The organism is Wolbachia endosymbiont of Nasonia oneida, from assembly GCF_009012935.1.
GTDB classification, from domain to species: Bacteria; Pseudomonadota; Alphaproteobacteria; order Rickettsiales; family Anaplasmataceae; genus Wolbachia; species Wolbachia pipientis.
Genome location: NZ_QESS01000001.1, coordinates 42,712 through 61,750, shown reverse-complemented (window position 1 = coordinate 61,750; position 19,039 = coordinate 42,712). Strand labels below are relative to the sequence as shown.

Here is a 19,039-nt window from a genome sequence, read left to right as displayed (position 1 = left end):
ACGCTGCAAATGTTTAAGAAATTTACTAAGCAGAAAAAAAGACAAAGAATCCCCGAGTTAGCTAGTCTTTTACTATCTCTGTCGAGTATTGGCATTTTTTGATGTCTTGTAACGCTTTATAAGCGCGTTCAGCTTATTTAGATAAAAATCTAGATGTAGATGAAGTTTTGTAAAGACATACAGTATCTATATACTGCAAAAAATTGAACATAAGACGCCGATACATTAAGTAATCCTTACCTTTTAATCTGCAGATTGGCGAAAGCAAATACAATAGCTTCAGTTTCATGATAAGAGGGCTGGCGGAGTTTGTCAAGCAAGTTTTTTCGTTTCTATTCCCAATAAAAGTTTGTTATATGGTTATGCAAGAAGTCTAATGAATCGCGGTATGACGTCTTAGCTATAGATGCTGGTTTGTGTGATTTCAAGAGAAGTTTAGTAGATAAGTTGTGTTTTAAACCAGATTCGGTATTTTAAACTGAACATTTTCAGTAATACCACCTGGCATAACTGAAACTTCTACATTCATGCTTACTTTTAGGTAGTCCATTAATTCATCAACTAATATGTCAGGAGCAGAAGCACCTGCAGTGATTCCTATCTTTTCTACGCCCTGAAACCAGCTTTTATTCACACAGCTGTAATTATCAATCAAGTAGGCTCTTTTTCCTCTAGCAGTGCACAGATCTAATAAGCGGTTTGAATTTGAGCTATTTTTACTTCCTACAACTAACACCATGTCTACAATTTCAGCTAGCTTTTTAACAGCATTTTGTCTGTTTTGCGTTGCATAGCATATGTCCTTTAAATCTGGACCTGTTATGCCTGGAAACCTTAATTTTAGGGCAGCAATAATGTCACGGGTATCGTCGATGCTTAACGTAGTTTGTGTAACATAAGATAAATTATCTGGATCTTTAACCTTTAAATCATATACATCCTGCAAAGTTTGCACTAAAGTGATAGGATTGTTTACTCTTCCCCTAATTCCCTTAACTTCTGGATGGTTTTCATGCCCAATGAGAATTAATTCTTTACCACTGTTTTCATACCTTTTTGCTTCTTTATGCACTTTGTTGACTAAAGGACATGTTGCATCAATCACTTGAATACCCTTTCTTTTTGCCTCATCTTCTATATTTTTTGATACTCCGTGCGCGCTGAAGATCAGTATTCCTTCATTATCTTCAATTTCCTCGATACTGCTTACAAAAACCACTCCTTGTTTCTTAAAGTCCTCTACTATATATTTATTGTGAACAATTTCGTGTAGCACATAAACTTGGCGCTCGTTTTTGTATTTTTCTAAAGTAATAGCTAATATGTCCACAGCTCTTTTTACCCCGGCACAAAAACCTCGTGGTTCAGCTAAGATGATTTCCATTTTTGTCAAATCAAGTAAATATGCAAGCATTACTTAAAAATAAGCTCCGCTCACTGTGTTTTATAGTACCATTATTTATATTTTATATAATAATTATTTTTCGCATATTCTCTTTAACATTTGATCAACTTACTACTTCAGAAAATTTTAGAAAAGATAATATAGTACATAAACAACCCGATATTTTAGATAGAAATGGAGTGGTAATAGCAACAAATGTGCCCACAACATCACTATATATAGATGCAACCAAAGTAAAGAATCCGGAAAGTATAGCAGCACAACTGTGTTCTACTTTGCATGACCTCGAATACAAGAACTTATATAGAGTACTTACTTCAGAAAAGAAATTTGCTTGGATAAAGCGGCACTTGACTCCAAAAGAATTACTAGCGATCAAAAACGCTGGTGTACCAGGAGTAAATTTTTATGACGACATAAAGCGTATATATCCTCACAGTAATTTATTTTCACACGTGCTTGGTTACACTGACATAGATGGCAACGGTATTGCAGGAGTTGAGGCATATATAAGTAAAAATAATGAGCAAGAAAAGCCCATAATACTATCCTTAGATACACGAGTGCAAAGCATAGTGCATGAAGAGCTAACTAAAGCTGTAAGCAGATATCAGGCACTTGGCGGAGTAGGAATTGTTTTAAATGTGAGAAATAGTGAAGTTATCTCGATGGTCAGCCTACCTGATTTTAATCCCAACTTACAGAATAAGGCAGAAGACGTACAAAAGTTTAATCGCGCCAGTCTTGGGGTATATGAGATGGGGTCGGTATTAAAATACTTTACAATAGCCGCAGCGCTTGATGCGAACGCTACAAAAACTAGCGATTTATATGACGTATCAACACCAATCACCATTGGAAAGTATAAAATTCAGGATTTTCATAAATCTAAAATTCCAAAAATTACTGTGCAAGATATATTTGTAAAATCATCCAACATTGGTGCAGCAAAAATTGCAGTCAAACTAGGTATTGAAAAACAGGTAGAATACTTTAAAGCTATGAAGCTATTTTCTCCTTTGAAAATAGAAATACCAGAAAAATCCACACCGATAATCCCGGATAAATGGAGTGAAAACACTTTAATAACAGCATCTTATGGTTATGGCATAGCTGTAACTCCTATACATCTTGCACAAACTGCAGCAGCATTAATCAACAATGGGATATTTCATAACGCAACCTTGATGTTGAATAAAAGAAGTATAGGAGAGCAAATTATCTCAAGAAGAACTTCCAGGGAAATGAGAAAATTATTACGTGCAGCAGTAACAGATGGCACTGGCAGAAAAGCAAAAATAAAGGCATATTCAATAGGAGGAAAAACTGGATCGGCGGAAAAAGTTGTAGATGGTAAATATAGCAAAGATGCAAACATAGCATCATTTATAGGAGTGCTAACTATGCTTGACCCAAGGTACATAGTGCTAATTGCTATTGATGAGCCTCAAGGGATGCACCATACCGGGGGAATAATTGCTGCGCCTATAGTAAAGAACATTATAAATAGAATAGCGCCTATACTAAATGTTACACCTGAGATGTAAAATTATGATTGCTTTACTACAACTTCAAATTTATCATCACCAAAATCCTTATTAATATACCAAGAACCATCATCTTTAGTTACAAATTCAAGACCTTTAAGGTCTTTTTTTATTGTCTTTCCATTTTGACCATCAATAGCGATATTAATATCGAATGTAATAATGTCTAGATTTATCATAGCTTCTTTCCCGCTGCACGAATTTAGACTGAACTTGCCTAACATGACATCATTAAAACTCACTTCCCCTGTATAGACATCACACTGACCGTCCACACAACACGTAGTTTCAATATAGAAAAGATCTGACATACAAAATACCTTAAAAAAAAGAACTAAACATATATGGCCACTACACCACACCGCTAACAAGTAGTAAAGCGTCGATAAACCTAAGTTACTTTAGCTACGTAGCCATAATACAGCTAGAAATGTAAAATTCAACAGTTAATTGTGTGATTAATAGAGAAGTTTTATTTAGTACACCTTATAGGAATGGCTGTTTAGTTTTTTTGTTAATCTTTTTTACCATGCTGTCAATCATATGCTTTATCCCTTGATATACAGAGTATGTACTTTCGTCGCTACGCATATAAGCAGAACAGGAAAATACATTATGTTCTTCGTCTTCTATTGATAACTCTGTATCGCATTTTATGTGCTCGCCGCCAAGCCTTTCTATCAACTGTTCTCTGTCATCTCCTATAGTTACCTTAACCTTACTTTCTTCTTTACCTATCTTGCTACTTAAAATTGAAACAATGATGGCTGGAGATATGCATATCGCTCCTATTGGCTTTTTTGTAACAAAAAATTCTGAAACTAATCTTTCAAATTCAGGCATTACTGTCACCATGTCTTTACTTTCAGCTAAGTCAGATAAATTTTTCGCAACCCCGTATCCACCAGGTACAACTAGCATGTCAAAATTTTCAGCTTTGGCTTCTTTTAAGTCATATATTTCGCCTCTTGCGATTCTTGCTGCTTCCACAAGTACATTCCTTTTTTCTTTTGTTGCCTCTTTTGTTCTATGATTCATAACTTGTGTGATATTGATATCAGGTGCAAAGCATTTAACATCCACTTCCTGCTGATCAAGCACAAGCAAACTTAAAACCGCTTCTCTTACCTCTACACCGTCAAGGTGACCACACCCTGATAAGACCACAGCAGCTTTTAATTTTTTTTCACCCATAAAGTACCTTGATTTCATATAATCTAGATATTTTAATACAAATTCTATATTTGGAAAGGGGTATGTTATATCAATTATAATATAATTAATGATTAGTATGTATAATTAGGCATATTTATAATCAACGAAGCTGAATATGGAATCTAGCAATAGTATGTTTTTTGACACTGACTATCCAGAACTAAGAAAAGCTATTTCAGATATAATAGAAAGTATTGCACAATCCTCACAAGAGGGGAAAAAAGAGTTATTTACAACCCTATCAGAACAAGTTAAAGGGATGAACCTCAAAGATTTAGGTTTAGCGATTAATGACCAAGGCTTGCAAAAGGAGGTCAACAAAGAATTATTTATAAAATTCATTGAAGAAGCGCTTGAAGGTTTAACTTCTGAAAATGTTAACTCAAAAATAATAGAAGAGGCGTTAGAATCTGTTAACCAACAAGCAATAAGTAATGTTATAAATAATAATAAAGGTCCACTGGATAATCTAGTCAATTATTTTAAATCAGCATCTGCAAATGAAAAAATAGGAATAGCTTCTGCTGGAATGGTATTAGGAGCAGCATTTTCTCCGCTTATTGTGCTTGCTACATTAGTAGCGCTTGTAGCTATTGGAGCACGTTATGTAGGAATAGGTATAGGAAAGGCAGGGGAAAAAATAAAAGAAGGTGCGATTGAAACAGGAAAAGCAGTGAAAAGTTCATATAAGGATTTAATAGATAAATTACCTACAGTTCAAGCAAGAGAGAATAACTTTAGCAGATTAAGAACAAACGTGCTTGAAACTATTGCAAACATTAGTCTTAAAGATAACAAAAACGTTGACACTAAAAAAGGTTTTGATGATGGGAAAAAAATATTAGAAATGCTTCAAAATGAAGGGCAGCGATCTGCTATACAAGAGTTAGTAAAGAATGGAACCATTCAAAATTTTTCAAAAGATGATATGAGCAGACTTCTGGAAAAGGGCCTCAGTACTCATGTAGCAGATATGGAAAGATCTAAAGACACGCAAGAATCTAAAAAGAAAGGATTTCACAGTCTTATGGATGAATTTCAACTTGCAATTATGGCCATTGGTGACGGTAAAATAGAAGATGTAGAGCAAAAAGTTAATGAGAAAGCTCAGGAAATGAAGCCAAATTCTCACTTAGGTATTTCAAGTGCTGCACGAGTTAGTGAAGGAGGAATCACAGGACCAAGTTGATGCATTTTTTTACGCAAAAATTACTATCAGAAAGCGGGGTTACGCTACTCCTTTCTATCCACTTTCTTGGGCAACCCACTTTCAAATCTAACACACATTTCAGTGATTATAATATCCAATTTTTGATCATGTTGTTCTACAGGTAAATCTTTACAATATTGTTTCTCATAGGCTACACCTATAAATATTTTTCCAAGCGGCCGTAATTTTTTTATCATTGTATCATACCAACCACCGCCAAAACCTAATCTATTAAAATGATCATCAAAAGCAATAACAGGAGTAATGATTGTGTCGGGAATTACATCTTCATTTATTTCGTTCCATTCCTCAAATTTTAGTAACTTATTTTTATTAGGAATTGCTACTTTATAATCTAAATCGAGTAAACTATGCATCAAAGGTACAACATTTATTTCCCCGTCCATTGGAATGTAAGCTGCTATTGTTTTGCCTTTAACGTAGCTTAAGTTCTGATTAAAGAGATTAATAAGGGAATTTGCCGCATAACTGGAATAACTTTCATCAATATCTTTTCTTATAGCTCTATATTGCTCTCTTATTTCCTTTTTGTGCTGTTTAATATCTTTGAACATGATCTATCCATTTCGCAGTGAGTTTTTCTTGTAAACTATTTTGCTTCAAGCGCTCACTTAAAAAGTCAAAGTCAATAAATTCCATATCCTGGTCTTGATTGCTGCAACTATAAACAAAACTTCTTTCTCCTGTTTTCGCATTTATGTGTTGCTGCACACACTGAGCGCAGATTTCTTTCATCATACACTGCATAGGAGAATTAACTGATGATATTGCTATGTGGCCTGATTTTAGATATGGCTTTAAAATTGTTTTTCTAGCTTCATTCACAGCTTTCATCATTTTATCAGAACCAATAGTGATAATTTTATCTATAACGTTCAAATTAATACCTAATCTTCCTTGTTGATAAGAGACTATTGCATCAACTATATTACCATGAAAGGATTTATCTTGATCTCTGCTTGTTTCTATCAATCCTTCTTCACATACCCAAACTACCGCATTTGATGCACGCTCTATCAGTGCTCGTTTAAATACATCACTTAACTTCTTATAGCCAGCGAAGTACAAAACCTTGTTATTATTTTCAAGACATGCCTTCCCTATCGAAAATAACACTGCATTTCCAACTCCACCACCAATTAGCATTATATTCTTCATGTGCTACTTTAACTACATTTGTTCAAATTTTTTGAAATTTTGTAGAACAAAGGCACACAAAGACAGAGACAAGGACACTCTCTGACTTCAACTAAACCGATAACTGACAGCTGCACTTTTACGTATAATATCCAATAACAAGTTGCTTTGTATCATAATCTTTTGTTGGTACATCTGCTGTTTAATTGCTTCTATATCCGCTGCATTACTCTTGATATCACACAACATCATCAACTTTGCAGTGCCATTTTCTCTCAATTCTACTATTTCATTCACACTTGTTTTACTAAATAAAATCTGTAAATCAGGATTTAAATCTCGCATTTTTATTTCAAATTCCTTTGCGTTTGGCAGCTTAAAATTATCTGCCAATTTATCAAAATTTAAACAATTAACTTTTTGCTCCTTGAGATTATCTAATAAACTTTCTGAACCTTCAACCACAATCTGTTTTAATTTTAAAGTGCTTTCCAGCAGTGCATGATTAAGTTGTACTTTATCTATTACTTTTATAACAGAGTAACCTTCACTAAAACTGAATGGACCTGCTATGTCGCTGGTTTCTAATCCTTCTAAAACGTTCTTGAGTTTTCCTTTTAGCTGACTTAAATTAACTGTTGCTTTACGCATCTTTATTGGAGATTCTGGGTTATTACTGTTGCGTAATTTTTTTACTAAATCTTCAGCTATACCATAAACGTCCTTGTCTTTTTGATCAGGAATTATAAACTCTTGGAACGTGATAAGATAATCCGGCTTTTCTGTTTGCCTTTTTACATCATTTATTTCTTTATCGCTTATATTAATAAATGGCACAATTCTTACTTCAATAATTTTGCTCCACAGTAACTGACATTTTATTTGTTTTCTTAAAATACCAAGATCTATATTATGCTTCTCTATGTATTGATCAACTTCATTAGCCTTAAGTTTAAAACTTTGGGTTAAAAATAACATGATAGCATTATCTAACTCCTCGTTGCTCAATTTTATATTCAGCCTCTGCGCTTCATTGATAATGATAATTTCGTCTATTAGCTCCCTAAGAATTTGAGGCTTTGCTTCTTTTTGATTAACGCTTTGAGTGCCAAACAATGAATTTATAAAGTTGATGCGCTTTTCGATATCTAAATTTGAAATTGGTTCACCATTTACATCTGCAACAATTTCAATCTCGGTTGCAAGCAACCTAAGTGGCAACACTATTAACAGTAAAATTAGTATTCTATACATACAAGCAAAGTTGTTTAGTTAATAACCAATTCTATAATAAATACTGAGTCAATGCTAGCCAACTTTTTAATAGCGATCTCAGTGACAATGGAAATAAAAACCATTGCAACAAAATCAGGTACGCTGGTAAATAGGCTAAAAACATGCTAATATAGCGAATTTAAACCGTGCTAAAAACAGTATACGGAAGGAGAGGGATTCGAACCCTCGATACGACTTTTGGGTCGTATAACGGTTTAGCAAACCGCCGCCTTCAGCCGCTCGGCCACCCTTCCAAATTTAGAACCTAAAGATTATATAATACCAAGACCTCTACCACCTGTCTAATGCTTTTAATTGCAATATTTGTATCTGTTCAGATGCATGGCTAATGCTGAAACAAAAATTCCAGTGCTCCCTTTCTTGTCATCCCAGCGTCACGCACTGGAATGACATCGTTTACTATGTGCCATATTGCAATGTTCGTACAGTTGTGCGCGGTATAGATTCCGCTAACAAGTAGCGGAATGACGAACTTGTTGTTTTTCAAATTGTGGGCAAACCTAAGCCACTTTAGCTATAAATCAATAAAAACTAATTTCTGCTTTTTTCAATGATTTTCTTTGCTTCTTCCACACCAACCCATTCTCCAACTGCTACCGTTTTTCCCTTTTCTAGATCTTTATAATGAGAAAAGAAATGAGTAATTTTATCCAGTAGGCTTTTAGATAAGTCAGAATAGTCCTTTATATTGTCATAATAGCTATCAACACTGGAAACAGGCACAGCTAATATTTTCTCATCTTCTCCTTTTTCATCTTTAGTGAGTAATGCGCCTATTGGACGCACCGATATTAAAACACTAGATGCTAAGGGAAATTGAGTTAGCACCAAAACATCCACAGGATCACCATCACCTGCGCAGGTATTTGGTATAAACCCATAATTGCAAGGATAAGTCATTGAAGTAGATAAAAATCTGTCAACTTGTAACAACCCAAGCTCTTTATTAAATTCATACTTTACAGGCTCAGCATTTGCACTTATTTCAATTACCACATTCACCGCATTTGGCCCCGCTGTTATTTTACTTAAATCCATAAATTACCTCTTAACTTAAGAATAAGCATTATACAATATATGCTTTTAAGTTGCTACATTTATGTAATTCTAAACTTATTTTGCACGGGCTGTCCTAAATTTTCATTCGTCATCTTATTGACTGTTGAAAGTGGTGGTTCCTGTGATAATTGAAATAAAGCATATACTATTACGATAGTAAGCACTGCAGCAATTACTAGATTAGCAAAATTATCCTGTGGTAGGACACCTTTTATTGGATTAAATAATTTTTGCTCCATAAAGAAATAATCAGCAACGTATAACCCAACAGATAATACAAACATACCTAAAATAAGTTTACAGACTGTGTTTTTATGGTCTTTTTCTTTTTTCTTGCTGGTGATAGGATTTGGCCTACATTCATTCTCTTCTTGCAGCACTGAGTAGTATATATTATCAGGGCTCGTTATTAATTGTTCAAATTCATCACTATTTTGGTTTTTTAACAGTTGCTCTAGGGTGTTTTTTGTATTTATAGGATATATTAATCCATCCATTTTTAATTCTTTCTCTTGTCGATCCACATTCTCATGGTTGATTGTATATTTATCTCTACTTGATAATACGATCATGTGTAGTTTGCCAGCTAAGAACATTATATAGCTCTCTATTAACTGATTCTCACATATCTCTAATACTTCTCTTTTTACTGTTTTGTTAGATGACGAAAGTTCTTTATAGTGACCACCCAAAGAAAAGAACAATGCTATATCTTTATCTGCTTTTATGTCATGAATGGAATAATAGCTGCTGATAACGCACTTATTTAATGCAAATTCTCTGTCATATTTGTTTAATGTATTTCCTTCACTTAGTAACTTTCTAAGACCAATGAGTACTTTATTTTCAAAATCTTCTTCTGTTTTAAATATTGGTTCTCTCTTTGGATTTGCTAAGATGTTAAGTAAATCTAATTTTCTTCCATCTACTACTTCATTTATATATTCATTTAACTCAGATCCTTTAATAACTTCATATATTTTATCTATGACATCTTTAGTATTCAGGTTATTGTTTTCACTTAGAATTCGATAAGCTAGAGCATAAATTAAAAACAGCCCTTGTAGACTAAATTTTAAGTTAAAATAGTAATCTAACTGTTCATCTTGCTTCTGTATGAATGCAGACAGACCTATGTGATTCCTGTGATCCATAAAACGATCTAAGTCAGCATGTTGAAAGCTACCTAAAAAAATAAATAACGTCTCTAATAAATTACCCTTACCAACAATTTTTATTAGTTCTTCAATTTCTTTTATCATTGCTGAAACCTATAATGTTCTACTTCATAGTATAAGGGATACATGGCAAAATAGCAATAAATGTTATTAGACTTCTTGCATAACCCAAACTAAGTAGAAAAAGGTATAGCTATACCGCCGCGGCACTAACAAGAGATCCCGCTAACACGCAGCGGGATGACGAGACTTATCTTTATGCCGCCGCGAACCGTCATACCGCGATTCATTCGCGGTATCTCTCAACATAGATCCCGCTAACACGTAGCGGGATGACGAATTACTTAACCATCATTACACCGTCATACCGCGATTCATTCGCGGTATCTCTTAGCCGCTAACAAGCAGCGGGATGACGGTTGTCGTTTAGCTACAAACATTAAGAAATTTACCAAATGAAAAAAAAGGCAAAAGAAGCCCCGTGGTTGGCTAATTACTTACATTATACTTTCAAGTATGGCGTTTTTTTATTCTAAACACTTAATAACCGCGATTTAGCTGCTTTTAAGCCGCAACTAATCTAAATTATAAACGTTAAGAAATTTACTAAACAGAAAAAAAGGCAAAAGAAACCCTAGGGTAGCTAGTTATTCACTATCCATTTTTTAAGTTGGCGTTTTTTAATGTTTTAAATAGCGTATTTCAGCTTGTGTAGCTAGAAATTTGATAAAGACATGAGGTGCACATAGTGCAAAAAATTAAACATGAGACGCCAGATACGTGAGTTTTTTTGTCATTTAATCTGTACAGAGAAGATAAATAAATAGCTTCAGTTTCATGATAAGGGGGCTGGCGGAGTTTGTCAAGCAAGTTTTTTTGTTTCTATTCCCAATGTTATATGGTTATGCAAGAAGTCTATTGTATGTTTACACTCTGCATTAAAGCTTTTAGTTAAGAGCATATCCATCCACCGCCGATAACTTGCTCATCTTTATACGCTACACAGGCTTGACCTGGACTGATGCCAAAGTAATCGTCGTTTAAAATGACACAGGCTTTATTTTTTTCGTCAGCTGAATGTATTGTTGCTAAACTTCCAGCATGTGATGATCTCAGCTTCACAGTTACTTCCATACCTTCCTTTGGTTGTTCTAACCAATTTAACTCTTTGATCAATATTTTTTTTTGCATTAATGCGTTGATCGGGCCTACTATAACCTCATTATTCTCTGTATTGATTTTTATCACGTAAAGAGGTTCACTGTACCCGACACCTAAGCCTTTTCTTTGTCCTACTGTAAAATTTACTATGCCACTGTGCTCACCTAGCACTTTTCCATTTACATCCACTATTTTACCTTTCTGTACAGATTGTGGAGCTAATTTCGCTATTGTTTTACTATAGCTTTCGGAAACAAAGCATATATCTTGACTGTCCGGCTTTTCAGAAATTTGTAAGCCAAAATACTTTGCTAATTTTCTTATATCACTTTTATAGAACCCACCTAGTGGAAATCGCAAAAGCTTTAACTGCTCCTCAGTAGTTGCAAACAAAAAATAACTTTGATCTTTACTTTTATCAATGCTTCTGCACAACTTTACCTCACCATTTTTTTCTAACCTTCTCACGTAATGTCCTGTCACGAGCACATCCGCACCAAGATTTTTTGTAACTTGCAATAGATCACGAAATTTTACCGTTTGGTTACATCTCACGCATGGTATGGGAGTTTCCCCACGCATATAGGTACTCGCAAAATCCTCTATTACTTCCTTTTTGAATATTTCCTCGTAGTTTAAAATATAGTGAGGAAAGCCAACACTTTCAGCTACACGCTTAGCGTCGTAAATATCCTGTCCAGCGCAGCATGCGCCCTTTCTTGCGTTAGCATTGCCATCAGTGCCATATAGCTGAAGAGTTACACCTATCACCTGGTACCCAAAGTTATATAGCAGTGCTGCAGCAACGGAGCTATCAACTCCCCCGGACATTGCAACAACAGCCTTGGTCTGGTGCGGAGCTTTATCTTTTAGCAGAGGTTCTATTTCAAATTCTTTTAGCATAATCGCCTTAATTTATAAACACAAACTTGGTGTCATGCAAGTAGCTGACACTGGAATCTAGTTTCTATTACACAATTTCATCGAAACAGCATACTTGTTTATAGTCAATTTTTCTGGATCCCAGTGTTGGCTACTTGGATGACATCTTTATGCTTGAGGTAAAATTTGCTATAAAATTCGATGAACTACCTTTAAAAATAATTTAATCCTGCTTAAATAAAACATGGCCAAAATAATCCATGTTTTCAAGCACTTTTCCGCTACCCAGAGCAACACAACAAAGTGGGTCATCTGCAACACGAACTGGTAGTTTTGTTGTTTCACTGATAACTTTGCCCAAGTTACGCAATAATCCGCCGCCACCGGATAAAATTATTCCTTTATCGACTATATCAGAAGAAAGTTCAGGTGGAGTGCTCTCCAGTGCAGTCCTAATAGCAGAAATTATCTGATGTACAGGCTCTATTAAACTCTCTGCAACTTGGTATTCTGATAAAAGCATTTCTTTTGGCATGCCACTCACTAAATCCCTGCCTTTAATTATCATTCCCTCTTTGTTATTTTCACCTGGCAGACTGGCTGAACCTATGCTTTTCTTAATTTTCTCAGCGGTTGTTTCACCGATTAATAACTTATGATTTTCACGAATATATGACTTTATTGCCTCATCCATAATATCGCCACCTACTCTGGCAGAACGTGAATAAACAATTCCACCTAAAGAAATAATTGCAACTTCAGTTGTACCGCCTCCTATATCAACAATCATAGAACCTTCAGGTTCGGTAACCGGGAGCCCAGCTCCGATTGCTGCAGCCATTGGTTCTTCAATTAAAAATACTTCATTTGCACCAGCACTTTCTGCTGCATCTTGTATAGCACGCCTTTCAACTGGCGTGGATCCAGATGGAACGCATATGATAATATTAGGTTTATTAACAGTGAATTTTGTGTTTGCACTGCGTATGAAATATTTTAGCATTTCTTCCGCACTTTTAAAATCAGCAATGACTCCATCTTTTAAGGGCCTTATCGCCTCTATTTCTCCAGGCGTTTTTCCAAGCATCATTTTAGCTTTTTTACCAAAAGCATAAGGAACGTAGCTTCCTTTTTCTTTTATTCTTGCTACAACTGAAGGCTCATCAAGCACTATTCCCTGATTTTTCTGATAAACTAAAGTGTTTGCAGTGCCAAGATCTATAGCAATATCGCTAGCGAATAAACCTTTGAAAGTGAAAAGGCTACAAAACTTTCCGGTTAATTTTCGAACAAAATTCATACGCAACTCAAGAAAATCATTTATTAAGACAAATTATACTTTTCAGATAAGTAGCTAATGCAGCACTCAACGTCCAAACCCTTACCTGTTACTTTTTTTAGCAGTTCCAGGCCACACTTTGCACTGTATATATTTTGAGATAACCAACTGATAAGTAAACTAAAATCTCCTTTTATTATAGCACTTAATGATTCGTAATGATTCTTTTTAACGCAAGAGAAAATCTGCACAGCAGCAATTAAAGCAATAATTTTTATAGGAAAGTAGCCCATAACACCGCTTGCCCAATACTCATCTTGAAAATAAGTGTTTAGCTCATTTTCAGCTTTTACTGGAATTTTATAGTGCTTCATACCTTCCAGCCACGCATCATGCAGGTCTTTGACTTCCAATGTACCATTTATTATATCTTGTTCTAACCTAGTTCTCAACATAATATGAGCTAACAGACTAAATTCATCTGCATTTTTTAAAAAAGAAGAAAGGTTTATTTCATTGAAAACCAAGTACAAATTTTCAACACTGCTATTAGTTTTGCCTTTTATAGCAAATTTCTCTTTTATGTGTGGTTGAATGAACTCAATAAATTCTCTGGATGTTCCAATCATCCTTTCCATGAATAACCCTTGAGTTTCATACATAACATGTCTCGTAATTGGGCTATTTATAGAATTTTGCGCTAAACATTTTTGATAAATTGCATAACCACTATGCCGTAAAAGTGAAAATAAACCACAACAAAAATCAGACTCATCATAATCTATAGGGCAGTAATAAGAAGTACGAACCTCATACAGTGCAACGCCCATTTGCTGTAAACATAACGAGCCAAGTTCAATCTGCTTCTGAGTAGCAACTTTTTGTATATTAGTAACCTTATCCTTTTTCTGCTTTTCAATTATTTTATCTACATTTCCGCTAAAAAATTTGCCTACCTTGGGAAATATTTCCTTTATGTTCTTTTCTGTGATATCAGAGTCATAGTCAGCAAGCAGTGAGTCGTATTTTGAGCATTTTAATTGCTGCGATTTTATAGAAGCTACTTCGCGAATGAGTGTGATTAAATCAGTAAAACGTTCTTTTAGTTTTTCTAAGTTACTGGTTTCAGAATGAGATAGCTTCCATAAATTTTGGCATTCAACCTTAGCTTTGGATAAAGACTTTACTAAATCAATAGGAACAGCACTGTTGCTTTTATGTATTCTCTCTATTAACTTTAGCTGCTGAGTATTTGCACTTTTTTTGTTACCAAGAGCATCTGCTAATGATTCCTTTATTGCGTCATGAGAGATAATTTCATGTCTGATTTCTTCTAGAAGACTCATTTGTTCAACTTTGTCCTCTATATTCAATTGGCTTTGGTTTAGTACTTTTAGCGTATTTTCGATATTCTTTACCCTATATAATACTTCCTCTAAAAACTTATAAGATTGCATATTTGTTCATTATTTTAGAAAACATCTGTTTAATACCGTAATAGATTAATAATAAAGTTAAAAGTATATTTGCTTAAAGTACAATAAAAAATTGTACTTTTTATTCTTTTATTGGATTTTTCTACTCAGAGTCCAGCATATTATAGGAAAATTAATTGTAAGGTTGTAGAAAAAGTATTTAGTATTTTATTTCTCTTGACTATATTACAATATGGAGAGATATTAGCTACTGAAATTAAAGTTACGCACTATTTAAAATTTATGGAGGTTTAGTAATGTGGAGTAGACTGGTTATAATGTGCTGTTTTTGTTTATTACTTACTGGTGTAAGTTCTTGCCCAAAAAAAGGAGCAAATACAACAAATAAAATAAATTCTGTTGTTAAGCAGATAGGTAATAAAAGAGTTTTCTTTGGTTATGATGAATCTAGTATTGCTGAAGTAAGTGCAGATGCATTACTTGACGTAATAGAGGTGTTACAAGATAACCCTGACGCGAAGGTTACTTTAACTGGTCACACTGACAACCGTGGTTCTCATGAATATAATCTTGCGCTAGGCGCTAGAAGGGCAGATGCAGCTAAAAAATTTATGGTTAGTTGTACACCCTACATAGAAAACAGAATAAAAACTGCTTCTAAAGGTGAAACTGAGCCTTTGGTTAATGTAAAAGATGATTCTAGAAATTCTAAATATGAAAAAGAGCATGCTAAAAATCGTAGAGTGGAATTTTCATTTTCTGGAATAAAGAAATAGTTTCTTGCATTAAAACCTGGATCCCAGTGTCAAACACTGGGATGACATAAAGAAAGGGCACTGGGGTAGACAAAAAAGGACAAACTTGTCATATTTCGTTGCTTGTTAGCGGGATCTATATATACCACAAATAAGTCGCGGTATGACGTAAGAGATCTGACCTGTCTGGCCATCAAGAGACATAATGGAATTAGAGTTATTATTTCAAAATGTGGTTAATAGTTTTGCTTTCTATAACAATCAAGTTGCAGTTGCAGTATCAGGTGGTGTAGATAGTATAGTCTTACTGCACTTAATGACTAACTGGGCAAAAAAAAACAAGCTTTCACTTCCTACAGCATTAACAGTAAATCATGGGTTACGTCCAGAGTCTCAAAAAGAAGCTGATTTTGTTGTAAGTTATGCAAAGGAACTTGGAGCAAAGGAATCGTTCATATTAAATTGGGAGAAGCAAAATATTAAAGGCAATATTCAGTTACAGGCACGAAAAGCACGGTATAAGTTACTAGCAGAGTGGTGTAAAAATAATAATGTTAAATATTTACTTGTTGCTCATCACAAAGATGATCAAGCAGAAACGTTCTTGTTAAGATTAGAGCGAGGTAGTGGCGTAGATGGATTATCATCAATGGACTACAAGTCTTTCCTAAATGGTATTTATATATTTAGGCCATTGTTAAATTTTAGTCGTAGTGAAATAGAAAAGTACGCTAAGCTTCATCGGTTAAAATGGATCGAAGATAGAAGCAACTATGACTTAAAATACAGGCGAACTTTATACCGTAACTTACTTAAAGCAAGTGATAATCAAGAGATTTTAACAGAGCGAATATGCCTCACAGCCCTTCATATGAAAAGAGCTGCAAAAGCGTTGATGCACTACACACGCCTTGCGTTTAATGACTGCGTTAATGTGCATGATCTTGGTTATATTGAAATTAAACTAAGTGAGTTTTATCAATTGCCAGAGGAAATAGCCTTGAGGCTTCTTCTTTACTCCATAATGGCAATTGCCAGTAAACATTATAAACCAAGGTACAACAGCCTTATCGTAATATTTAATAAAATATTGCAAAAGGATAGTAATGTTAACTGTACACTTTCTGGGTGTAAAATAAGAAAACATGGAGAAAATATCTTGATAATTAGAGAATCGTCAAAGATACAAGAAATTACCTTAAACCTACCTTTAAATGAACCTACTCAATGGGATAACAGATTTAGCTGCACAATACTCGGAAATCAAGAGTGTTCAGTTATCATCGCTCCATTAAAAAAAACACAAAAAGTTCCTGAATTTCTGAAGGATTACAACTGCTGCCCTGAAGTTTTCTATTCTTTGCCTGTAGTGCTAAAAGATGGAAAGGTGCTTGCTTATCCTGATGTAAATTATAACGGAAAAAATACCAATGACGATAAGGTTCAATGCATTATTAATAGCACGATAAAACAAAATTTGGTAAGCTTGATTAGTATTTAGTTAGAAATAGAAATGAAAAAATTTTTAGAAGGCTTATTGATCTGGTTAGTAATTATTGTTCTTATTTCAGTTGCTTATATTCAGTTCAGCGGAAATGTAGGTAAAAGTAAAACAATTATACCTTTTTCGGAATTTTTAACTAGACTAGAAGACAATGATGTAGAAAATATTGTCATAAAAAACCAGAGCATTGAAGGCAAGTTCAGGGACGGTTCAAGTTTCAATTCAAGCGGTGTCATATATAGCGACCTAATAAAAAATTTACATGATAGAAAAGTGAGATTCTCCTTTTCAACTGGAGATTCTGCCATGAACGTAATTGGTGGATTACTTATCTCATGGGTCCCAACATTTATCTTTATTGGCTTCTTGCTATTCTTTCTTAAACAAACACAAGCGGGGGGCAACAGAACTATAAGCTTTGGCAAGTCAAGGGCTAGACTCATGACTAGTGGAAAAAAAGTAACATTTGATGATGTTGCCGGAATTGATGAAGCAAAAGAAGAGCTAGTAGAGATCGTTGATTTTCTTAAACAAAGGCAAAAATTTCAAATATTAGGTGGAAAAATACCAAAAGGGTGCCTTTTGATTGGCTCTCCTGGAACTGGTAAAACTTTACTTGCTCGTGCAATTGCAGGAGAAGCTAATGTGCCATTCTTTAGTATTTCTGGATCTGATTTTGTTGAAATGTTTGTGGGTGTTGGTGCAAGTCGTGTTCGTGATATGTTTGATCAAGGCAAGAAAAATGCTCCTTGTATAATTTTTATAGATGAAATAGATGCGGTGGGTAGACATCGTGGCATTGGTCTTGGTGGCGGCAATGATGAAAGAGAACAAACATTAAATCAGTTATTAGTTGAGATGGATGGCTTTGAGTCTAATGAAGGTGTAATAATAATTGCTGCGACTAACCGTCCGGATGTCTTAGATCCAGCACTGCTTAGACCTGGTCGTTTTGACCGACAGATTACTATTTCTTTACCCGATATAAATGGGCGTGAAAAGATATTAAATACTCATATAAAGAAAATATCAATAGCACCAGATGTAAACGTGAAAACAGTTGCAAGAGGAACACCAGGTTTTTCAGGGGCTGATCTAGCAAATTTGGTGAATGAATCTGCACTTATCGCTGCAAGAAGAAACAAGAAGATTGTTACCATGGATGATTTCGAATATGCACGTGATAAAGTGATGATGGGCGTAGAAAGGCGATCTCTCATTATGACAGAAGAGGAAAAGAGACTGACTGCATACCATGAAGCTGGTCATGCGATGATTGCTGTTAATATGCCTGCTTCTGATCCTATACACAAGGCAACAATTATTCCACGCGGTAGGGCACTCGGTTTAGTTATGAGACTACCAGAAACAGATAGAGTGTCCCTCACAAGAGAAAAGATGCTAGCAGATATAACTGTTGCAATGGGTGGAAGAGTGGCAGAAGAGCTAATTTTTGGCTACGATAAAGTCACAAGCGGTGCATCTTCGGATATAAAACAAGCATCTGATTTATCACGCGCTATGGTAACAAAATGGGGAATGAGTGACAAAATAGGTCCGATCTATCACAATCGCGAACAAACCATGCATGGTTCTGACATAATTTCTGAAGATACGTTAAAACTTATAGATGAAGAAGTGAAGAAAGTTGTGTCTTCTTGCTATGAAAAAGCAAAAGAGATTTTGACCAAGCATAAGAAAGGCTTAGATCTCATTGCCGAAAATCTACTGGAGTTTGAAACTTTAACAGGAGATGAAATAAAGGACATATTAAATGGAAAAAAAATTGTTAGAGAGGAAAATGAGAAGAATGAGAAAATAAAAAAATCCTCTCTCTATGAGAGTTGACCTCATCTTAAAAATGTTAATCAGCTAACGCTGCAATAAAACAATTTAGAATTGTAACTGTCAATATAAATTGTATTAAAATATTCATAATATTGCATTTTCATCA

At 34.7% G+C, this 19,039-nt stretch carries 17 protein-coding genes and 1 tRNA gene; 5 read left to right on the top strand and 13 right to left on the bottom strand.

Going from position 1 to position 19,039, the window contains the following annotated elements; translation table 11 throughout:
• Window positions 1–454 precede the first annotated feature (454 nt).
• A complete protein-coding gene (gene ispH / locus DEF52_RS00320; protein WP_151807548.1) occupies window positions 455–1,384 on the bottom strand; it encodes a 4-hydroxy-3-methylbut-2-enyl diphosphate reductase in 930 nt (309 codons plus the stop codon).
• Between the two features lie 20 nt (window positions 1,385–1,404).
• Between ispH and DEF52_RS00315 the strand changes: the two genes are divergently transcribed.
• Window positions 1,405–2,952 carry a peptidoglycan D,D-transpeptidase FtsI family protein gene (locus DEF52_RS00315; protein WP_151807547.1) on the top strand — a complete coding sequence of 516 codons (1,548 nt, stop codon included), beginning with the start codon at window positions 1,405–1,407 and terminating at the stop codon, window positions 2,950–2,952.
• Window positions 2,953–2,954: 2 nt separating this feature from the next.
• Here DEF52_RS00315 and DEF52_RS00310 read toward each other — a convergent pair whose 3' ends face one another.
• Both DEF52_RS00310 and elbB read right to left on the bottom strand, forming a co-directional pair.
• Complete coding sequence (locus DEF52_RS00310; protein WP_010081942.1) at window positions 2,955–3,263, bottom strand: hypothetical protein; 309 nt, start codon at window positions 3,261–3,263, stop codon at window positions 2,955–2,957.
• Window positions 3,264–3,438: 175 nt separating this feature from the next.
• Window positions 3,439–4,146 carry an isoprenoid biosynthesis glyoxalase ElbB gene (gene elbB, locus DEF52_RS00305; protein WP_039963711.1) on the bottom strand — a complete coding sequence of 236 codons (708 nt, stop codon included), beginning with the start codon at window positions 4,144–4,146 and terminating at the stop codon, window positions 3,439–3,441.
• 136 nt (window positions 4,147–4,282) lie between these two features.
• Here elbB and DEF52_RS00300 point away from each other — a divergent pair, with 136 nt between their 5' ends.
• A complete protein-coding gene (locus tag DEF52_RS00300) occupies window positions 4,283–5,356 on the top strand; it encodes a hypothetical protein (RefSeq protein ID WP_151807546.1) in 1,074 nt (357 codons plus the stop codon).
• 44 nt (window positions 5,357–5,400) lie between these two features.
• Here DEF52_RS00300 and DEF52_RS00295 read toward each other — a convergent pair whose 3' ends face one another.
• From DEF52_RS00295 to DEF52_RS00250, 10 genes are all read right to left on the bottom strand, one after another.
• Window positions 5,401–5,952: a 5-formyltetrahydrofolate cyclo-ligase gene (locus tag DEF52_RS00295; protein ID WP_151807545.1), complete on the bottom strand. Its 552-nt coding sequence runs from the start codon at window positions 5,950–5,952 to the stop codon at window positions 5,401–5,403.
• Window positions 5,936–6,556: a ferredoxin reductase domain-containing protein gene (locus tag DEF52_RS00290; RefSeq protein ID WP_151807544.1), complete on the bottom strand. Its 621-nt coding sequence runs from the start codon at window positions 6,554–6,556 to the stop codon at window positions 5,936–5,938. The genes DEF52_RS00295 and DEF52_RS00290 overlap by 17 nt, the downstream gene beginning before the upstream one ends.
• A gap of 87 nt (window positions 6,557–6,643) precedes the next feature.
• Window positions 6,644–7,789 (bottom strand): SurA N-terminal domain-containing protein, encoded by a 1,146-nt coding sequence (locus DEF52_RS00285; RefSeq protein WP_151807543.1) that lies wholly within the window; start codon window positions 7,787–7,789, stop codon window positions 6,644–6,646.
• 184 nt (window positions 7,790–7,973) lie between these two features.
• Window positions 7,974–8,064 (bottom strand) — tRNA-Ser (locus DEF52_RS00280).
• Between the two features lie 92 nt (window positions 8,065–8,156).
• Window positions 8,157–8,318 (bottom strand): hypothetical protein, encoded by a 162-nt coding sequence (locus DEF52_RS06020; protein ID WP_153296787.1) that lies wholly within the window; start codon window positions 8,316–8,318, stop codon window positions 8,157–8,159.
• A gap of 44 nt (window positions 8,319–8,362) precedes the next feature.
• Window positions 8,363–8,869 carry an inorganic diphosphatase gene (gene ppa, locus DEF52_RS00275; RefSeq protein WP_151807542.1) on the bottom strand — a complete coding sequence of 169 codons (507 nt, stop codon included), beginning with the start codon at window positions 8,867–8,869 and terminating at the stop codon, window positions 8,363–8,365.
• Window positions 8,870–8,928: 59 nt separating this feature from the next.
• On the bottom strand, window positions 8,929–10,152 hold the full coding sequence (locus DEF52_RS00270; protein ID WP_151807541.1) for a WD1261 family protein: 1,224 nt from the start codon (window positions 10,150–10,152) through the stop codon (window positions 8,929–8,931).
• An 867-nt stretch (window positions 10,153–11,019) separates the two neighbouring features.
• Entirely contained in the window at window positions 11,020–12,132 is a 1,113-nt protein-coding gene (gene mnmA / locus DEF52_RS00260; RefSeq protein WP_151807540.1) for a tRNA 2-thiouridine(34) synthase MnmA, read from the bottom strand.
• A 202-nt stretch (window positions 12,133–12,334) separates the two neighbouring features.
• Window positions 12,335–13,411: a rod shape-determining protein gene (locus DEF52_RS00255; RefSeq protein ID WP_151807539.1), complete on the bottom strand. Its 1,077-nt coding sequence runs from the start codon at window positions 13,409–13,411 to the stop codon at window positions 12,335–12,337.
• Between the two features lie 23 nt (window positions 13,412–13,434).
• Window positions 13,435–14,847, bottom strand: coding sequence for a gluzincin family metallopeptidase (locus tag DEF52_RS00250; protein ID WP_151807538.1), 1,413 nt, complete (start codon window positions 14,845–14,847; stop codon window positions 13,435–13,437).
• A 275-nt stretch (window positions 14,848–15,122) separates the two neighbouring features.
• Between DEF52_RS00250 and DEF52_RS00245 the strand changes: the two genes are divergently transcribed.
• From DEF52_RS00245 to ftsH, 3 genes are all read left to right on the top strand, one after another.
• Window positions 15,123–15,602, top strand: coding sequence for an OmpA family protein (locus DEF52_RS00245; RefSeq protein ID WP_151807537.1), 480 nt, complete (start codon window positions 15,123–15,125; stop codon window positions 15,600–15,602).
• A 184-nt stretch (window positions 15,603–15,786) separates the two neighbouring features.
• On the top strand, window positions 15,787–17,082 hold the full coding sequence (tilS, locus tag DEF52_RS00240) for a tRNA lysidine(34) synthetase TilS (protein ID WP_007548788.1): 1,296 nt from the start codon (window positions 15,787–15,789) through the stop codon (window positions 17,080–17,082).
• 12 nt (window positions 17,083–17,094) lie between these two features.
• Window positions 17,095–18,933, top strand: coding sequence for an ATP-dependent zinc metalloprotease FtsH (ftsH, locus tag DEF52_RS00235; RefSeq protein WP_151807536.1), 1,839 nt, complete (start codon window positions 17,095–17,097; stop codon window positions 18,931–18,933).
• The last annotated feature ends 106 nt before the right edge of the window (window positions 18,934–19,039 follow it).